Raw genomic sequence first — 15,302 nt, forward strand, 5'->3', positions numbered from 1 at the left:
GAGCTGGCAGAGCGCTCGCGCCAGTTGCGCATCGGCTTGCTCGAAAACGGTTACAACATCGTCGCGGTGCTCCCGGCCGATACCTTTCTGGACGAGCGCCTGGCGCAGTTGCAACCCGACATGATCATCGTGGACGCCGAAAGCGAGGCCCGCGATTCGCTGGAGCACGTGGTGATGGCCACGCGGGACGCCCGCCGCCCCATCGTGCTGTTCACCAACGACAATGACACCAGCCACGTCAAGGATGCCGTCGCCGCCGGCGTATCGGCCTATGTGGTGGCCGGCCTTTCCCCCGATCGCATTCGCCCCATCCTGGATGTGGCCATGGCGCGCTTTGAGCACGAGCAGGGCCTGCGCAAGGAACTGGCACACGCCAAAACAGAGCTTCATGACCGAAAAGTGATAGACCGGGCCAAGGGCATGCTGATGCAGCGCCAGGGCCTCACCGAGCAAGCTGCCTTCGAAAAGCTGCGCAAGGCGGCAATGGACAAGGGCCTGCGGCTCGGTGAAGTCGCCCAGCGCATGCTCGACGCCCTGGATTTGCTGGGATGAGTCCCGGGCCCGGCCTCAGGTAACCCTCAATTGGTGCACCGCACAAATACGGTGCAAGCATCAAACCAACACCTCGCACCGCTTGTCCCTGCAATCACGAACGCAGGCAGAGCATCCGGGTGCGTTCCCTTCTCAAAGCAACTCCGTTTCATAGTACTCAGCATCGCTGGCACAGCTTTTGCAATGCCTTAGGCACTGGTCAAAGATGGCCAACCGGCACAGCACTTCAATGGCGAAGTGTGTGGTGCCCCCAAGGAACAAAGGCGTTCGCACCCTGCATCACGTTCAACGTGTTGCCCGGGTCGAGCGCCTTTTTTGTTTTTGTCTTTCGTTTTAACCATCAGGAGCCGCTGACATGACTGAACTGCTGAAATCTTCGCTGACACGCCGCACCGTGCTGCAGGCCGCGGCCGTAGGTGCCGTGGGCATCAACCCCGCCCTGCGCGCCGCCGTGTACGCCCAGGGCTCGGACGCACCCGAGAAGAAGGAAGTGAAGATCGGCTTCATTCCGCTGACCGACTGCGCCTCGGTGGTGATGGCCTCAGTGCTGGGCATTGACCAGAAATATGGCGTCAAGATCATCCCGACCAAGGAAGCCAGTTGGGCCGGTGTTCGCGACAAGCTGGTCAACGGCGAGCTGGACTTCGCCCACGTGCTCTACGGCCTGGTTTACGGCGTGCACATGGGTACCGCCGGCCCCAAGAAAGACATGGCCGTGCTGATGACCCTCAACAACAACGGCCAGGCCATCACGCTGTCCAAGAAGCTGGCCGACAAGGGCGCCGTCGACGGCGCGGGCCTGGCCAAGCTCATGGCCAGCGACAAGCGCGAATACACCTTCGCCCAGACCTTTCCGACCGGCACCCACGCCATGTGGCTTTACTACTGGCTGGCTGCCAACGGCATCAACCCGATGAAGGACGCCAAGGTCATCACCGTGCCGCCGCCGCAGATGGTGGCCAACATGCGCGTGGGGAATATGGACGGCTTCTGCGTGGGCGAGCCCTGGGGCCACCGCGCCATCATCGACGGCATCGGTGTGACCGCTGTAACCACCCAGGACGTCTGGAAAGACCACCCTGAGAAAGTGCTGGGCACCACCGCCGACTTCGTCAAGAAATATCCCAACACGGCGCGCGCCGTCACCGCCGCCATCATCGAGGCCGGTAAATGGATTGACGCCAGCCTCTCCAACAAGAACAAGATGGCAGAAACCGTGGCCGACAAGAGCTACGTCAACACCAGCGTGGACGCCATCAATCAGCGCATCCTGGGCCGCTACCAGAACGGCATGGGCAAGACCTGGGACGACCCGAACTACATGAAGTTCTACAACGACGGCGCGGTGAGCTTCCCTTACCTCTCCGACGGCATGTGGTTTCTCACACAGCACAAGCGCTGGGGCCTGATCAAGGATCACCCCGACTACCTGGGCATTGCCAAGCAGATCAACCACATCGACGTCTACAAGCAGGCAGCCACGGCGGCCAAGGCCAGCGTTCCCAAGGAGATCATGCGCAGCAGCAAGCTGATGGACGGCACCGTGTGGGACGGCAAGGACCCGAAAAAGTACGCCGACAGCTTCAAGGTTCACGCCTGAACACCCACGCCATATCCACGCTACACCCCCACCCAACCATCCACGTAAAGAGGTGACGCCATGGTCAGTGCCGTATTTCACAACCCGCTGGAGGCGGCAACCCCGGCGACCCGCAGCAGCGAAAGAACCAGAGATGCCGCCGCTATCAATTCGATAGCTGGTGGCGCTCATCCAACGGTCGCCACAGCCCAAAACAGCATGAACGCCTCAACAAAACCTGCCCCAACCAACAAGCCATCCGGCGATGCCTCCTGGCTCTGGCTCAGCGTCCTGCCTCCGCTATTGGGGCTGGGCTTGCTGGTGCTGATCTGGGAGCTTGTTTTCATGGGCACGGCCGGCAGCATTCCCTCGCCCAAGGACACCTTTGTGCAGGCAGTGCAGATCTTCAGTGATCCGTTCTACAGCAAGGGCCCCAACGACCAGGGCGTGGGCTGGAACGTGCTCTCGTCACTCAAGCGCGTGGCAATGGGCTTCGGCATGGCGGCCGTCATCGGTATTCCAGTCGGCTTCATGATCGGCCGCTTCAACTTCCTGAGCCGAATGTTCAACCCGTTGATCAGCCTGCTGCGCCCGGTATCCCCGCTGGCCTGGTTGCCCATCGGCCTGCTGGTCTTCAAAGGGGCCAACCCGGCCGCCATCTGGACCATCTTCATCTGCTCAATCTGGCCCATGATCATCAACACGGCAGTCGGCGTGCAGCGTGTGCCGCAGGACTACATGAACGTGGCCCGCGTGCTCAATCTCAGCGAGTGGAAGATCGTCACCAAGATACTCTTTCCTGCCGTGCTGCCCTACATGCTGACCGGTGTGCGCCTTGCCGTCGGCACCGCCTGGCTCGTCATCGTTGCGGCAGAGATGCTGACCGGCGGCGTCGGCATCGGCTTCTGGGTCTGGGACGAGTGGAACAACCTCAACGTCAAGAACATCATCATCGCGATTTTCGTCATCGGCATCGTCGGCCTGGTGCTGGAGTTCGCCCTGATCAAGCTGGCCACGGCCTTCACCTTCGAAGAAGTCAAGAACTAAAAATGAACGCTCCCCCCCGAAGCGCCTTCGGCGCCTCCCCCTCAAGGGGGCACCACCTGCGGCCCGGCAAAGCCGGTTCCGCGGTGGTCCTCGCAAAAACCGGAGAAACATCATGAGCAATTCCTTTTCCACCAAGTACATCGAAATCCAGGGCGTCGAGCAGACCTTCAAGACAAAAAAGGGACCGTTCTGCGCACTGCAGAACATCAACCTCACGGTCGCCAAAGGCGAGTTCGTCACACTGATCGGCCATTCCGGTTGCGGCAAATCCACGCTGCTCAACCTGATTGCCGGCCTGACCACACCGACAGAAGGCAGCCTGCTGTGCGCCAACCGCGAGATTGCCGGACCCGGCCCCGAACGCGCCGTCGTGTTCCAGAACCATTCACTGCTGCCCTGGCTCACTTGCTTCGAGAACGTTTACCTTGCCGTTGAGCGGGTTTTTGCAGCCACTGAAAACAAGGCCCAGCTCAAGGACCGCACCGACGCCGCATTGGCCATGGTCGGGCTGACGCCGGCGGCGCAAAAACGTCCCGGCGAGATTTCGGGCGGCATGAAGCAGCGCGTCGGCATTGCCCGCGCACTGTCGATGGAACCCAAGGTATTGCTGCTGGACGAACCTTTCGGCGCGCTGGACGCACTGACCCGCGCCAAGCTGCAGGACGAACTGCTGCAAATCGTCGCCACCACGCAAAGCACGGTGGTCATGGTGACCCATGATGTCGACGAAGCGGTGCTCTTGAGCGACCGCATCGTGATGATGACCAACGGCCCTGCCGCCACGATTGGTGAAGTGCTGCCGGTGGAGCTGCCCCGCCCACGTTCCCGCGTGGCGCTGGCCGAAGACATCCGTTACCTGGGTTACCGCAAGGCCGTGATCGATTTCCTTTACACCCGCCAGGGCCACGTCGAAAAAGCGGCCTGAAAGGGCCAGCCCGGAAAAGCGGCAAACAAGCCGCTCCGGGATTTTCAAGGGAGGTTTCCAATGTCTGCAGTCTTGCCAATCCCCGGCGCCGACAGAATCGCCCATGGCGCACCGGCCGGCACACGGCCGCCAGCGTCGCACGGCCTCTCCTCGCTCGGCAAGTACCGCGAAATCATCATCGCGGTGGCATTTTTCCTGTTGTTTGACCTGGGAGTGCTGGTCCTGAACTTCTACACCTCGTTCAAGATCGACCAGGATACGGTGGCCATCAACCTTTCCGGCCGCCAACGCTATGTTTCGCAGCGTGTCGCACGGACCCTGCTCGAACTCGACGCCATGCGGGTGGCAGGTACGCCTTACAAGCCCGAGACACTGGCCGAGCTGCGTTCAGGCGCAAAGATCTTCCAGGCCTCCCACGTAGCATTCCGCGAAGGCGGCACCATTCCCGGCGGCGACGGCAAACCGGTGTACCTGGAGCCCGTGGTGTCCAGCCGGGGCCGCGAGCTGGAGGACAAGGTTGATGCGATATGGAAGCCCTACTTCGAGCTGCTCCAGCCCCTGCTTGCCGCTGACAACTTCACGCAGACGGAACTGGCCGCCGCACTGGCCTATAGCCAGGCCAACAACAGCAAACTGCTGGGCGTTGCCAACGACTTCGTCACGGAAACGCAGCAGATCGGCGCCTCGCGCGCCAGCGTGCTGCGCATGGTGCAAACCGTCGGCATCGTGCTGGCACTGCTGAATTTCGCCTTCATTCTGTTCAAGTTCCTGCGCCGCCTGAAAACTTCAGACGCCGCGATTGAAGCTGCCACCGAAGAAAACCGCGAGATTCTGGCCAGCGTGCGCGAAGGCCTGTTCCTCCTGACACCCCAGCACCAGCTCGGCTCCCAGTTGTCCCGCTCAACCCACGCGCTGTTCGGCAAAACACTCGCGCCCGGGCAAAACTTTTTCTACCAGCTGTCCACCCTGGTTTCAGACAAGGCATTGACCGATGCGAGGGACTATGTCGAGTTATTGTTTTCCCCGCACGTCAAGGAGCAGCTGATCCAGGGCATCAACCCGTTGTCGGAGGTGGAACTTACCGTCAGAAACCGGCTGGGCCAGGACACCAAGCGCTACCTTTCGTTMCATTTCAACCGGGTGCAGGACGGCAACACCGTGCGGCACCTGCTGGTCACCGTGCAGGACATCACGCAAAAGGTCGAATTGCAGGCACGGCTGACGGGCGAACGCCAGCGCTCCCAGAAGGAGCTGTCGATGATGCTCAAGGCCTTCGAGACAGAGCCGGCCATGATGCGCGCCTTTGTCGAGCGGGCCGAAGCGTCCCTGCTGGAAGTCAACGACCTGCTGCGAAGCACTTCATCGGCCGCCTCGGAAGTCCAGGTGCTCAAGGCTGTGGACGGCGCCTACCGCCGCATCCACGCCTTCAAGGGTGACGCAGCATCGCTCGGACTGGAAATCCTGGCCACACTGGCCCATCAGTTCGAAAGCGAGTTGCAAAAGCTCAAGGACAACGGCGCCGCCACCGGCGACGCCCTGCTGGCCCTGCCCTTGCCGCTCGAGGACCTGCTGGCCAAGGTCGGCGCCTTCAAGGCGCTGGGCCAGAAGCGCTCAGGCGGTGACACGGCGCCCACTCCGGACGGTTCCGCATCGCAAGGACTGAACGCCGTACTGACCCAACTGGCAAATGAAGTCGGCACCGACTGCGGCAAACGCGTGGATGCCGAGGTGCGGATGGGCAGCGCCCAGGACATGCCTGCCGACAAGATGAACCTGCTGCGTGAAATCGCCATCCAGCTGCTGCGTAACGCCGTGGTGCACGGCGTGGAAGTGCCCTCCGTGCGGCGCGCTGCTGGCAAGGCGGAGGCCGGGCGGATTGCCGTCAACCTCACCCGGAACGAAGACGGCCAGTGGCAGCTCAGCGTGCGCGACGACGGCGCGGGCCTGAACGCGGCCGACGTCCGCCGCCGTCTGCTGGAGCTGGGCTGGTACACAACGGAGCAGCTGCAAAGCTTCAGCGAGCAGCAGATCGTTGCGCATATTTTCAAACCGGGCTTTTCCACGGCCGGCGCTACCTCTCGCCACGCAGGCCGCGGCGTCGGCCTGGATCTGGTGCAGACCAACGTGCAGCAGCTGGGGGCGCGTCTGCTGCTCTCCAGCACGCCCGGCCAGCACACCGAATTCAAGGTTTCCTTTTCCTGAATTTTTCTGAATTTCCTGAAGCGATCCCGCAATGGCCCTCACAAACCCCACACAGGAGCTTCTCCATGCGACTGCTGATTGTTGACGACTCCAACATGATCCGGACCCGGATTTCGCGAGTGGTGCAAAACGGCGGCATCAAGGGCGTGGTGCTCGCAGGCCTGGCCAAGAACGGCCTTGAAGCCGTGCGGCTGGCCCGGGCAACCCGCCCCGAGGTCGTCACCATGGACCTGACCATGCCCGAGATGGACGGCATTGAATGCATCACCGCATTGCTGAAGTTCGACCCGTCCATCAAGATACTGGTGGTCAGCGCCCTCAGCGACAAATCAACCGCCATCCAGGCGCTCAAGCTGGGCGCGCGCGGATTTGTTGCCAAACCCTTTACAGACGAAGAGCTGCAGATTGCACTGCTCGACGTTGCAGACGTGCGCTAAGGACATTGTTATGGCCACACTGAACGAAAACGACCTCAAGCTCTTTGTCGATTCCATCCGGCATTACCTCAAGATCACGACCCGGCAGGAACCGCAGATCACCTCGGCCTATCTCGGCACGGGAGATATCGAAGCCTTTGAATTCAATGGCATCGTGACCTTTTCCGGAAGCCACAACGGACATGTGGTGGTGTCCATGCCGGGGAAACTGGTGCGCGAGATCTTGCTGCTCCAGCATGAAACCGACCTCAGCGATGGAAATCTGCTCGACGCCGTGGGCGAAATCGCCAACACACTGGCAGGCAATGCGCGCAAGGCTTTGGGTTCCGAGCTGCAGATTTCGGTGCCGATCAAGCTGCAGGGCGCGCAAGGCATGAAAGCCCGGGTACGCAAGCGCCCCTACGTGATCACCTTGCGCTGGAACCACTACGCGGCCATGGTCTGCGTCGACATGGACCGCAAAAACTAGCCCGCGACCTCGGTCGGCTTGGTTGATTCGCACAGCTGCACGCACGTAATGCGTGCGCCGCACCAAAAGAAACCGCAACCCAGGCCCAAATTGCGCTGCAAGGGTGCATTTTGAGCGCCCCAAGTTGGCATGCTTTTCGCACTGTTTCTGTGAATCAACCATCTTCACAGAAAGAGCTTGCACCATGGCGGGGTTTCGTAATTTTCTCAAGGCTGGCCACGCGCCCACACTGGGTGCAGCGTTTTTCTACTTCGCGTTTTCGTGCTGCATCTGGGTCATGAACGGCGCCATGGCGCCTTTTATCTCGGAAACCTATAACCTGTCGCCCACGCAAAAAGGCGTGATGCTCTCGGTTCCCATCTTCGCCGGTGCGCTGATGCGCTTTCCGCTGGGTGTGCTGGCCCAGTACATCGGCCGAAAAAACGCCACGCTGGTGGAAATGGGCCTGATCATGGTGGCCCTGCTGTTCGGCTATTTCGTGGTTGACTCCTACAGCAGCCTGCTGGCCATGGGCGTGCTGCTGGGCATTGCCGGCGCCAGTTTCGGCGTGGCGCTCAGCTTGGGTTCGGGCTCCTTTCCACCGCGTTACAAGGGCTTGGCCATGGGCCTGGTGGGTGCGGGGAATGTGGGCACCGCCGTGTCCGTGCTCGTTGCGCCCGCGCTGGCGCAGCGCTTCGGCTGGCAGTCGGTTTACGGCATTGCCGCCGTGGCCATGCTGCTGCCGCTCATTGCAATGATTCTTTTCGCCAAAGAACCAGACGATGTGGACAGCCATGCCACCCTGCGCGAGCACGTGGCCTGCCTGTTCGAGAAAGACGGCTGGGCTTTCAGCCTGATCTACGCCGTGAGTTTTGGCGGTTTCATCGGCCTCGCCACCTTTTTACCTTCCTACTACTACGATCAATTCGGTGTCAGCAAGGTCCAGGCCGGGCAGCTGTCGATGCTGGCAGCCTTCATGGGCGCGGCGCTGCGCATCTTCGGCGGCTGGATCTCGGACCGCTGGGGCGGCGTGAACACCTTGAGCGTCGTGCTGCTGACAATTGCCGTCACGCTCGTGGCATGCGGGCTCGCCAGCAAATCCTTGGTGGCCACCACGCTGCTGGTCATGTTGTGCTTCGCCGCACTCGGGGCGGGCAATGGCGCCTTGTTCCAGCTGGTACCGCTGCGCTGGCCGCTGGCTACCGCGGTAGCCGGCTCCATGATCGGGGAAATCGGCGCGCTGGGCGGAGGCCTGGTGCCCAATGCCATGGGTATCTCCAAGCAGTATGCGGGCACTTATATGTGGGGGTTCTTCTTTTTTGCTGGGCTTTCATTGGCGATGTTGGTGATGCTGAGGGTGATGCAGATTCGGTGGACTCGGACTTGGGCGGAGAAAGGTGGACGGGCGAGGACTGCTTGAGGATGCGTCTCTAGCTGAGGCTGCTGGCCGGGGGTTGCCCGGCGGCAAGTAACTTTCTTTTGCTTCGCCAAAAGAAAGTCACCAAAGAAAAGGCGACCCRCAGTCTGGGTCCCTGCGCTTCGCTTCGGGCAACCTGCGCTGCTCGACTCCGGCGGCGTTTCCGCAGAACTCGCCTTCGGCTCAAACAACTGCGGCCCGACCTTCCGCCTCCGTCTGCGCTGCTCGGCCCAGCCAGGACGGGGAAGTCCGAATTCGGGCACCAAGTCAGAAATACCAAATCAATACCAACAAGGACACGCCACGGCGTGTCCTTGTTTCTTCGGTGTTCGGTTTTGGTATTCCTTCCCCACCCCCTTGTGGATGCGCCGAGGAGCGCAGGGCCAGACGGATCAGGGCAAAAACTTGTTTGAGCGAAGCGAGTTGTTTTTGACCCCGGCTGGACCGAGCACCACAGGTTGCCCGTAGCGCAGCGAAGGGACGCAGGAACCAGGGTCGCCTTTTCTTTGCTTACTTTCTTTTGGCGAAGCAAAAGAAAGTGAGTTGCATGCCGGGCAACCCCCGGCCAACTACCCTCAACAGAGGGCCCGTCGTTGGAACAAGAAGTACAGTTCAAACGAAYTCACCTCCTCCGCTATCAATTCAATAGCTGCTAGCGCCCGCCCCTATTGCCTCAACGACCAATTTATTACCAACCACCCTACCGAGGCAAAAACAGCAACCAGTAAATCAGCAACACATTCACCAGCACACTCACACCCAGCAGCAGCTTCCACAACACCACAGGATCCCGCTGGATCAGCGGCGTGGCCTGCGGCGCAGTCAAGGGCCGCGAGGCGCCGCGCTCCAGCGCCAGCAGCAACTCTTCAGCAGTTTCAAAGCGCCTGCGCTTGTCGCGTGCCACCGCCTTGAGCACGATGTGGTCCAGCCAGATCGGCACTTCGGGGTTGATGCGGCTAGGTGCAACGGGGTCGCGGTAGTAGCGGCCCGCCTGGTAGGGCAGTACCTCACCATACGGCAGGCGCGCAGCCAGCAACTGGTACAGCGTCACACCCAGCGCAAACAAATCGCTTTGCGCATCGGGCAACTCCTCGAGCGCGTCGGTGCTGCCTGCGCTGAAGCCCCATTGCTCCGGGTTGATGAAACTGGGCGTGCCGGCGTGCAGCTTTCRCATGGCTTCGGGTTCGCGCCCGCTCAGTGCCACACCCAGGTCCAGCAAGCGCAGCACACCGTCTTCACCCTGGTGCAAATTGGCGGGCTTGATGTCGCGGTGGATCACGCACTGGCGGTGCAAGCGGCCCAGTGCGCGCGCGGCCTGGGTGGCCACGCCCAGCACCTGCTCGACGCTGAATTTATGGCGGCGGTCCAGTTGCTGCTGCAGCGTCTCTCCGCTGTGCCAGTCATAGAGCAGGTAAAACGCGCTGCGCTCCTGGCCATGGGGCAAGCGCTCATGCAGGGTGACTAAATGCGCCGCCGCCCTGCCCGACTGCATGCGCAGCGCCAGCCAGGCCTCGTGAGCCAGCATGGCGCGCTCCTCTTCGTCGTGCGACCGGGCTGGGTTCAGGGTCTTGAGGGCGTAGAGCACGCGCGTCCCGGGGTCACGCACCTGGTACAGCACATTGATGCCGTTGTCGGCCACAGGCGCCGTCACACTCAGGCCGTCGATCACATCACCAACCTTCAGGCGCTGCGGGACAGGCAACGTTTGCGCGATGCGTGTCACGTCCTGCAGGGTCGCGTCCAGCAAGCCACGCACGCGCACCAGCACCGCCGTCACGTTGTCATTGCTGCCGGCGGCGAGCGCGGCGTCGACCAGGCCCTGGCTGGCGGCCTGGGCGTCACCCGCATCCTGCAGGCTGGCAAAACCCTGAAGCTGGGTGTCACGCAGCACGCCGTGCACGCCGTCGGTGACAAGCACAAACACATCACCCACCTGCAGGTCACCCTGCATGTAGTCGACCACCACGTGGTCTTCCGCGCCTACCGAGCGCAGGAGCTGGTGCCGGAAGTCAGGATGGTTGACCGCGTGGTCATGCGTGAGTTGCTGCAGCTTGCCGCCGCGTAGCAAATAGGCCCGTGAGTCGCCCACGTGCGCCAGGGTATAGGACTGCCCGCGGAGCACCAGCGCCGTGAGGGTGGTCAGGCCCATGGCTGGCTGGCGCCGGCGGTTGATGCCCGACAGCCAGGCGTTTTGCGCACCGATGATACGGTCCAGCGCGACCGTGGTGTCCCAGGTTTCGGGGGTACCGTAGTAATCGCGAACCAGGCTTGTCACCGTGGTCTGGGCGGCTTCACGGCCCATGCCGCCTGTGCTCACGCCATCGGCAATGGCCACGATGGAGCCCATGCCCTCGTGTCCCTGCTCCGGAAGCATCGCCGCGCAGAAATCCTCATTGGTGTTTTTGCGGCCTGCAAGCGTTGCAAAGCCAATGTCCAGGTCAAATGCCATGCACCAATGCAAGCAATTTCAATGCCCGATATTGGTGCATCGCAACAAAGGTGACGACTGGATCAACCCACCAGCATTTGCATGCTGCGCTCGTATTGCACCGAAAGCTGTTCAAAGACGTCGAGCAGATCCTCGCTGGCGTTGGCCAGGCCCTCAAGTCGCTTGGGGTCTTTGCCCTTCGCAATGCCCGAAACCCCGGCACACATTTGTGCCCACCCCACGGCCGCTTTGTCCAGGGACGCGCGGATTTCCTTGCTGCTCAGCGGGATTTCATGGAGGTACTGCAACGCTTTTTCGAATGCGGCCCGTGACTCGGCCATGCCCGCCTCACTAAGCTGCAAGGTGACGGCGCCACCCAGGGCATGGAGCAAGGCGTATTTGGCAAAACGCTGGCTCAGCATGCGCTGGCGTCCCGCCAGGTTCAGCATCTGCAGGGGCGGCATGGCGCCAGCGCTTTCCAGGCTGCTGGTCATGCGCTCGGCGTCCTGTAAAAACAGCTCCGCCAATTCATCAAGGTGGGCCATACCGCCTGCGTCCGGGGTGTCCTGCAGGGCAAGCTTGAGCCGGCCCCAGCTGACGGAGACCTGCCCCAGCAGATCGCCAAATGTAGGCTGTGAAAGGCTTTTCCCCAGGGACACCAGGTTGGCGTCAATGCGCAGCACCGACTCCTTCAGCAACTCCCTGGCACGCGCGGCCTGCACGCCTGCCAGTTGCAAAAGGGCCAGCTTGACCAGCCGCTGCGACAGCATGCGCAACTGGCCCGAGCGGTTGACGTCTTCCGCGAAGCGTGCCGAATGGATGATGTGCTGCGACACCTGCCCCAGGCGCTGGTTGGTATGCATGGAGGCAGTCCGCAAAATATGAAAAGCGTCGTCGTCCGACATTTGCCGGGCGCGCATCAGGATGCCTTTGGCCCGGTCGACCACCTTGCGCTCTTCAAGCCGGCTGGAGACTTCCTGCACCTGGGCACGCAAGGATTGTTCACGGGTAAACCGCGCCTGTGCAAGGTGAATGAGGGGCCGCAGGCGCTGCGCGCCATAGCCGTTAACCACATAAGCATGCACACCCACCTCTGTGGCCCGCGTGATCTTTTCCGCGTCTGTGTCGCTGGTGAAAACAATGATGGGGCAAGGTGCTGTGTCGGCCACCAGCTGCAGCGCCTTGAAGAGCTCATCGCCCGGCAGCGGATCCAGGCAAATGACCACATCGGGTGCCTGGCGAAGTACTTCCTGCACCAGTTTGCTGCGCTCACCGGCAGGCCCCAGCACCTGGATGCCAGCGGCCTCCAGATCTGAAACCAGAGGATGTGCGCCACTGGGGCCGATCAGATTTACCAATGCGGAAGTCATACAAATCAAGGAGTTAAGGCGGAAAACAGCTGCACAGACCGCAAGCCGCGGACCATGCCGCCGCGATGGTGGTTCTGGCAAAGCCGCTGCCCCAATGATATGGCACAAGTCTTGCGTCATTTGCAGCGGGCGTAACGACGCGCCCAACCTTAGCGAATGCACTGCGGGTTCTGCGCACAACGACGTGCGTAATGGTGTGCCTCATACCGGGTTGACAGCCCGGATCCCTGTTTTTCCGGGAGAGAGCATCATGATTTCCACTCAATTTTTGACAAATCAAACAGAGGCCCTGGCCTTGGCGAACTGCCGCCCAACTGCTGCGCCTCATTGCGGCGCCGCAGCCATTTGCCCCGCCCTGCCCGCCTGTTACCCATCGCCTGCCGCGTCCGCCGTGGCATGACGCTTGCACATTGGACCTTGACCATGACACCGAATCAATCTGGAGTAGCCCCATGAAGAAATCAAAACTGGTGATGATCGGCAACGGCATGGCCGGCGTGCGCACCCTTGAGGAGCTGCTCAAGGTCGCGCCCGAGCTGTATGACATCACCGTTTTCGGCGCCGAACCCCATCCCAACTACAACCGTATTTTGCTGAGCCCCGTGCTGGCCGGCGAGCAGACCCTCGACGAAATCGTGCTCAACAGCTGGGACTGGTACAAGGACAACCACATCACGCTGCATGCCGGCAAAAAAGTGGTTGAAGTAGACCGCATCAAGCGCGTGGTCCGCGCCGAAGACGGCACCGAAGAGGAATACGACCGCCTGCTGATGTGCACCGGCTCCAACCCTTTTATCCTGCCTGTGCCCGGCAAGGACCTCAAGGGCGTGATTGCCTACCGCGACATCGCCGATACCAACGAGATGATCGCCACGGCCCAGARGTACAAAAAAGCCGTCGTCATCGGCGGCGGACTGCTGGGCCTGGAAGCGGCCAATGGCCTGATGCTGCGCGGCATGGACGTCACCGTGGTGCACGTGATGCCCTGGCTGATGGAGCGCCAGCTTGATGACGTGGCGGGTAAGCTGCTGCAGAAATCGCTGGAAGACCGCGGCCTCAAGTTCATGATCGGTGCGCAGACACAAGAGCTGGTGGGCGGTGAAGACGGCCGCGTGACCGCGATCAAATTCAAGGACGGCACGGAAGTGGCCACTGACCTCGTGGTCATGGCGGTCGGCATCCGGCCCAACACACAGCTCGCGGAATCCATGCGCCTGCATTGCAACAAGGGTATCGTGGTCAATGACACCATGCAGACCGTCACCGATGCGCGCATCTACTCGGTCGGCGAATGTGCAGCCCACCGCGGCATCGCCTATGGCCTGGTGGCACCGCTGTTCGAGCAGGCCAAGGTAGCGGCCAACCACCTGGCGCAATTCGGCATAGGCCGTTATTCCGGCTCGCTCACGTCCACCAAACTGAAAGTCACCGGCATTGACCTGTTCAGCGCCGGCGAATTCATGGGCGGCAACGGCGCTGAAGAAATCGTGATGAGCGACCCCTTCGGCGGCGTCTACAAAAAACTCGTCATCAAGGACGACAAACTCATCGGCGCCTGCCTTTACGGCGACACCGTGGACGGCAGCTACTACTTCAAGCTGCTGCGTGACGGTCGCAATGTCAGCGACATCCGCGACAAGCTGATCTTCGGCGAGTCCAACCTCGGCGACGCCGGCCACGAAGGCCAGAACAAGGCGGCGCTGATGGCCGACGATGCGGAAGTCTGCGGCTGCAACGGTGTCAACAAGGGCACCATCTGCAAGGCCATCAAGGAAAAGGGCCTGTTCACGCTCGACGAAGTGCGCAAGCACACCAAGGCCAGCGCCTCGTGCGGCTCGTGCACCGGGCTGGTTGAGCAAATCCTGATGTTCACCGCCGGCGGCGACTATTCGGCCACGCCCAAGCTCAAGGCCATGTGCGCCTGCACCGAGCACGGCCACCAGGCGGTGCGCGACGCCATACGCGCCAACAAGCTGCTCAGCATCTCGGACACCTTCAAGTTCATGGATTGGAAGACGCCCAACGGCTGCGCCACCTGCCGCCCGGCCGTCAACTACTACCTGATCAGCACCTGGCCCAAACAGGCCAAGGATGACCCGCAAAGCCGCTTCATCAACGAACGCAGCCACGCCAACATCCAGAAAGACGGCACCTACAGCGTCATCCCACGCATGTGGGGCGGCGAGACCACCGCCAGCGAGCTACGGCGCATCGCGGACGCGGTCGACAAATACAAGATCCCGACCGTCAAGGTGACCGGCGGCCAGCGCATCGACTTGCTGGGCGTCAAAAAAGAAGACCTGCAGAACGTCTGGAAAGACATCGGCATGCCTTCGGGCCACGCCTACGCCAAAGCCTTGCGCACGGTAAAGACCTGCGTGGGCAGCGAATGGTGCCGCATGGGCACGCAGGACAGCACGCAGATGGGCAAGGACCTGGAGCGTGCCATGTGGCGCATGTACGCCCCGCACAAGGTCAAGTTTGCCGTGAGCGGCTGCCCGCGCAACTGCGCGGAATCCGGCATCAAGGACGTCGGCATCATCGGCGTCGATTCAGGCTGGGAGATGTACATCGCCGGCAACGGCGGCATCAAAACGGAAGTGGCCCACTTCTTCACCAAGCTCAAGACCGCGGCTGAGGTGCTCGAATACACCGGCGCCTTCTGCGAACTCTACCGCCAGGAAGGCTGGTACCTGGAGCGCACGGTGCATTACGTCAACCGCGTCGGCCTGGACTATGTGAAGAAAAAAATCCTGGAAGACCACGAAGGCCGCAAGGCCCTGTGGGAGCAGTTGCAGTTTGCGCTGGACGGCGAGCCGGATCCCTGGTTCGACCTGAAGGAAGCGTCCGTGGACGCCCGCCAGTTTGAAAAACTCACGCCCGCCTGACCGACTGGC

At 61.6% G+C, this 15,302-nt stretch carries 11 protein-coding genes; 9 read left to right on the plus strand and 2 right to left on the minus strand.

What is annotated here, in order from left to right:
• The 8 genes from AC1D0Z_RS05910 to AC1D0Z_RS05945 all read left to right on the plus strand — a co-directional run.
• Positions 1-552: ANTAR domain-containing response regulator (locus AC1D0Z_RS05910; protein ID WP_477657311.1), on the plus strand; the 552-nt coding region annotated here is incomplete at its 5' end.
• Positions 553-907: 355 nt separating this feature from the next.
• Positions 908-2,152: a CmpA/NrtA family ABC transporter substrate-binding protein gene (locus AC1D0Z_RS05915; RefSeq protein WP_477657312.1), complete on the plus strand. Its 1,245-nt coding sequence runs from the start codon at positions 908-910 to the stop codon at positions 2,150-2,152.
• Positions 2,153-2,212: 60 nt separating this feature from the next.
• Complete coding sequence (ntrB, locus tag AC1D0Z_RS05920; protein ID WP_477657313.1) at positions 2,213-3,178, plus strand: nitrate ABC transporter permease; 966 nt, start codon at positions 2,213-2,215, stop codon at positions 3,176-3,178.
• A 112-nt stretch (positions 3,179-3,290) separates the two neighbouring features.
• A complete protein-coding gene (locus AC1D0Z_RS05925) occupies positions 3,291-4,103 on the plus strand; it encodes an ABC transporter ATP-binding protein (RefSeq protein ID WP_477657314.1) in 813 nt (270 codons plus the stop codon).
• A 60-nt stretch (positions 4,104-4,163) separates the two neighbouring features.
• A complete protein-coding gene (locus AC1D0Z_RS05930; protein ID WP_477657315.1) occupies positions 4,164-6,305 on the plus strand; it encodes an ATP-binding protein in 2,142 nt (713 codons plus the stop codon).
• A gap of 65 nt (positions 6,306-6,370) precedes the next feature.
• Positions 6,371-6,742, plus strand: coding sequence for a response regulator transcription factor (locus tag AC1D0Z_RS05935; RefSeq protein WP_457279080.1), 372 nt, complete (start codon positions 6,371-6,373; stop codon positions 6,740-6,742).
• A gap of 10 nt (positions 6,743-6,752) precedes the next feature.
• Complete coding sequence (locus tag AC1D0Z_RS05940) at positions 6,753-7,211, plus strand: chemotaxis protein CheX (RefSeq protein WP_431097274.1); 459 nt, start codon at positions 6,753-6,755, stop codon at positions 7,209-7,211.
• 184 nt (positions 7,212-7,395) lie between these two features.
• The gene (locus AC1D0Z_RS05945; protein ID WP_477657316.1) at positions 7,396-8,610 is read left to right on the plus strand and encodes an MFS transporter; all 1,215 of its coding nucleotides are present in this window, start codon (positions 7,396-7,398) and stop codon (positions 8,608-8,610) included.
• A gap of 697 nt (positions 8,611-9,307) precedes the next feature.
• On the opposite strand, the gene AC1D0Z_RS05950 is transcribed toward AC1D0Z_RS05945, so the two are convergent.
• Positions 9,308-11,056, minus strand: coding sequence for a bifunctional protein-serine/threonine kinase/phosphatase (locus AC1D0Z_RS05950; RefSeq protein WP_477657317.1), 1,749 nt, complete (start codon positions 11,054-11,056; stop codon positions 9,308-9,310).
• A 62-nt stretch (positions 11,057-11,118) separates the two neighbouring features.
• Complete coding sequence (locus AC1D0Z_RS05955) at positions 11,119-12,405, minus strand: type IV pili methyl-accepting chemotaxis transducer N-terminal domain-containing protein (protein WP_477657318.1); 1,287 nt, start codon at positions 12,403-12,405, stop codon at positions 11,119-11,121.
• Positions 12,406-12,857: 452 nt separating this feature from the next.
• Here AC1D0Z_RS05955 and nirB point away from each other — a divergent pair, with 452 nt between their 5' ends.
• A complete protein-coding gene (gene nirB / locus AC1D0Z_RS05960; RefSeq protein WP_477657319.1) occupies positions 12,858-15,293 on the plus strand; it encodes a nitrite reductase large subunit NirB in 2,436 nt (811 codons plus the stop codon).
• Positions 15,294-15,302: the final 9 nt, after the last annotated feature.

Source organism: Polaromonas sp. P1_E3, assembly GCF_056405935.1.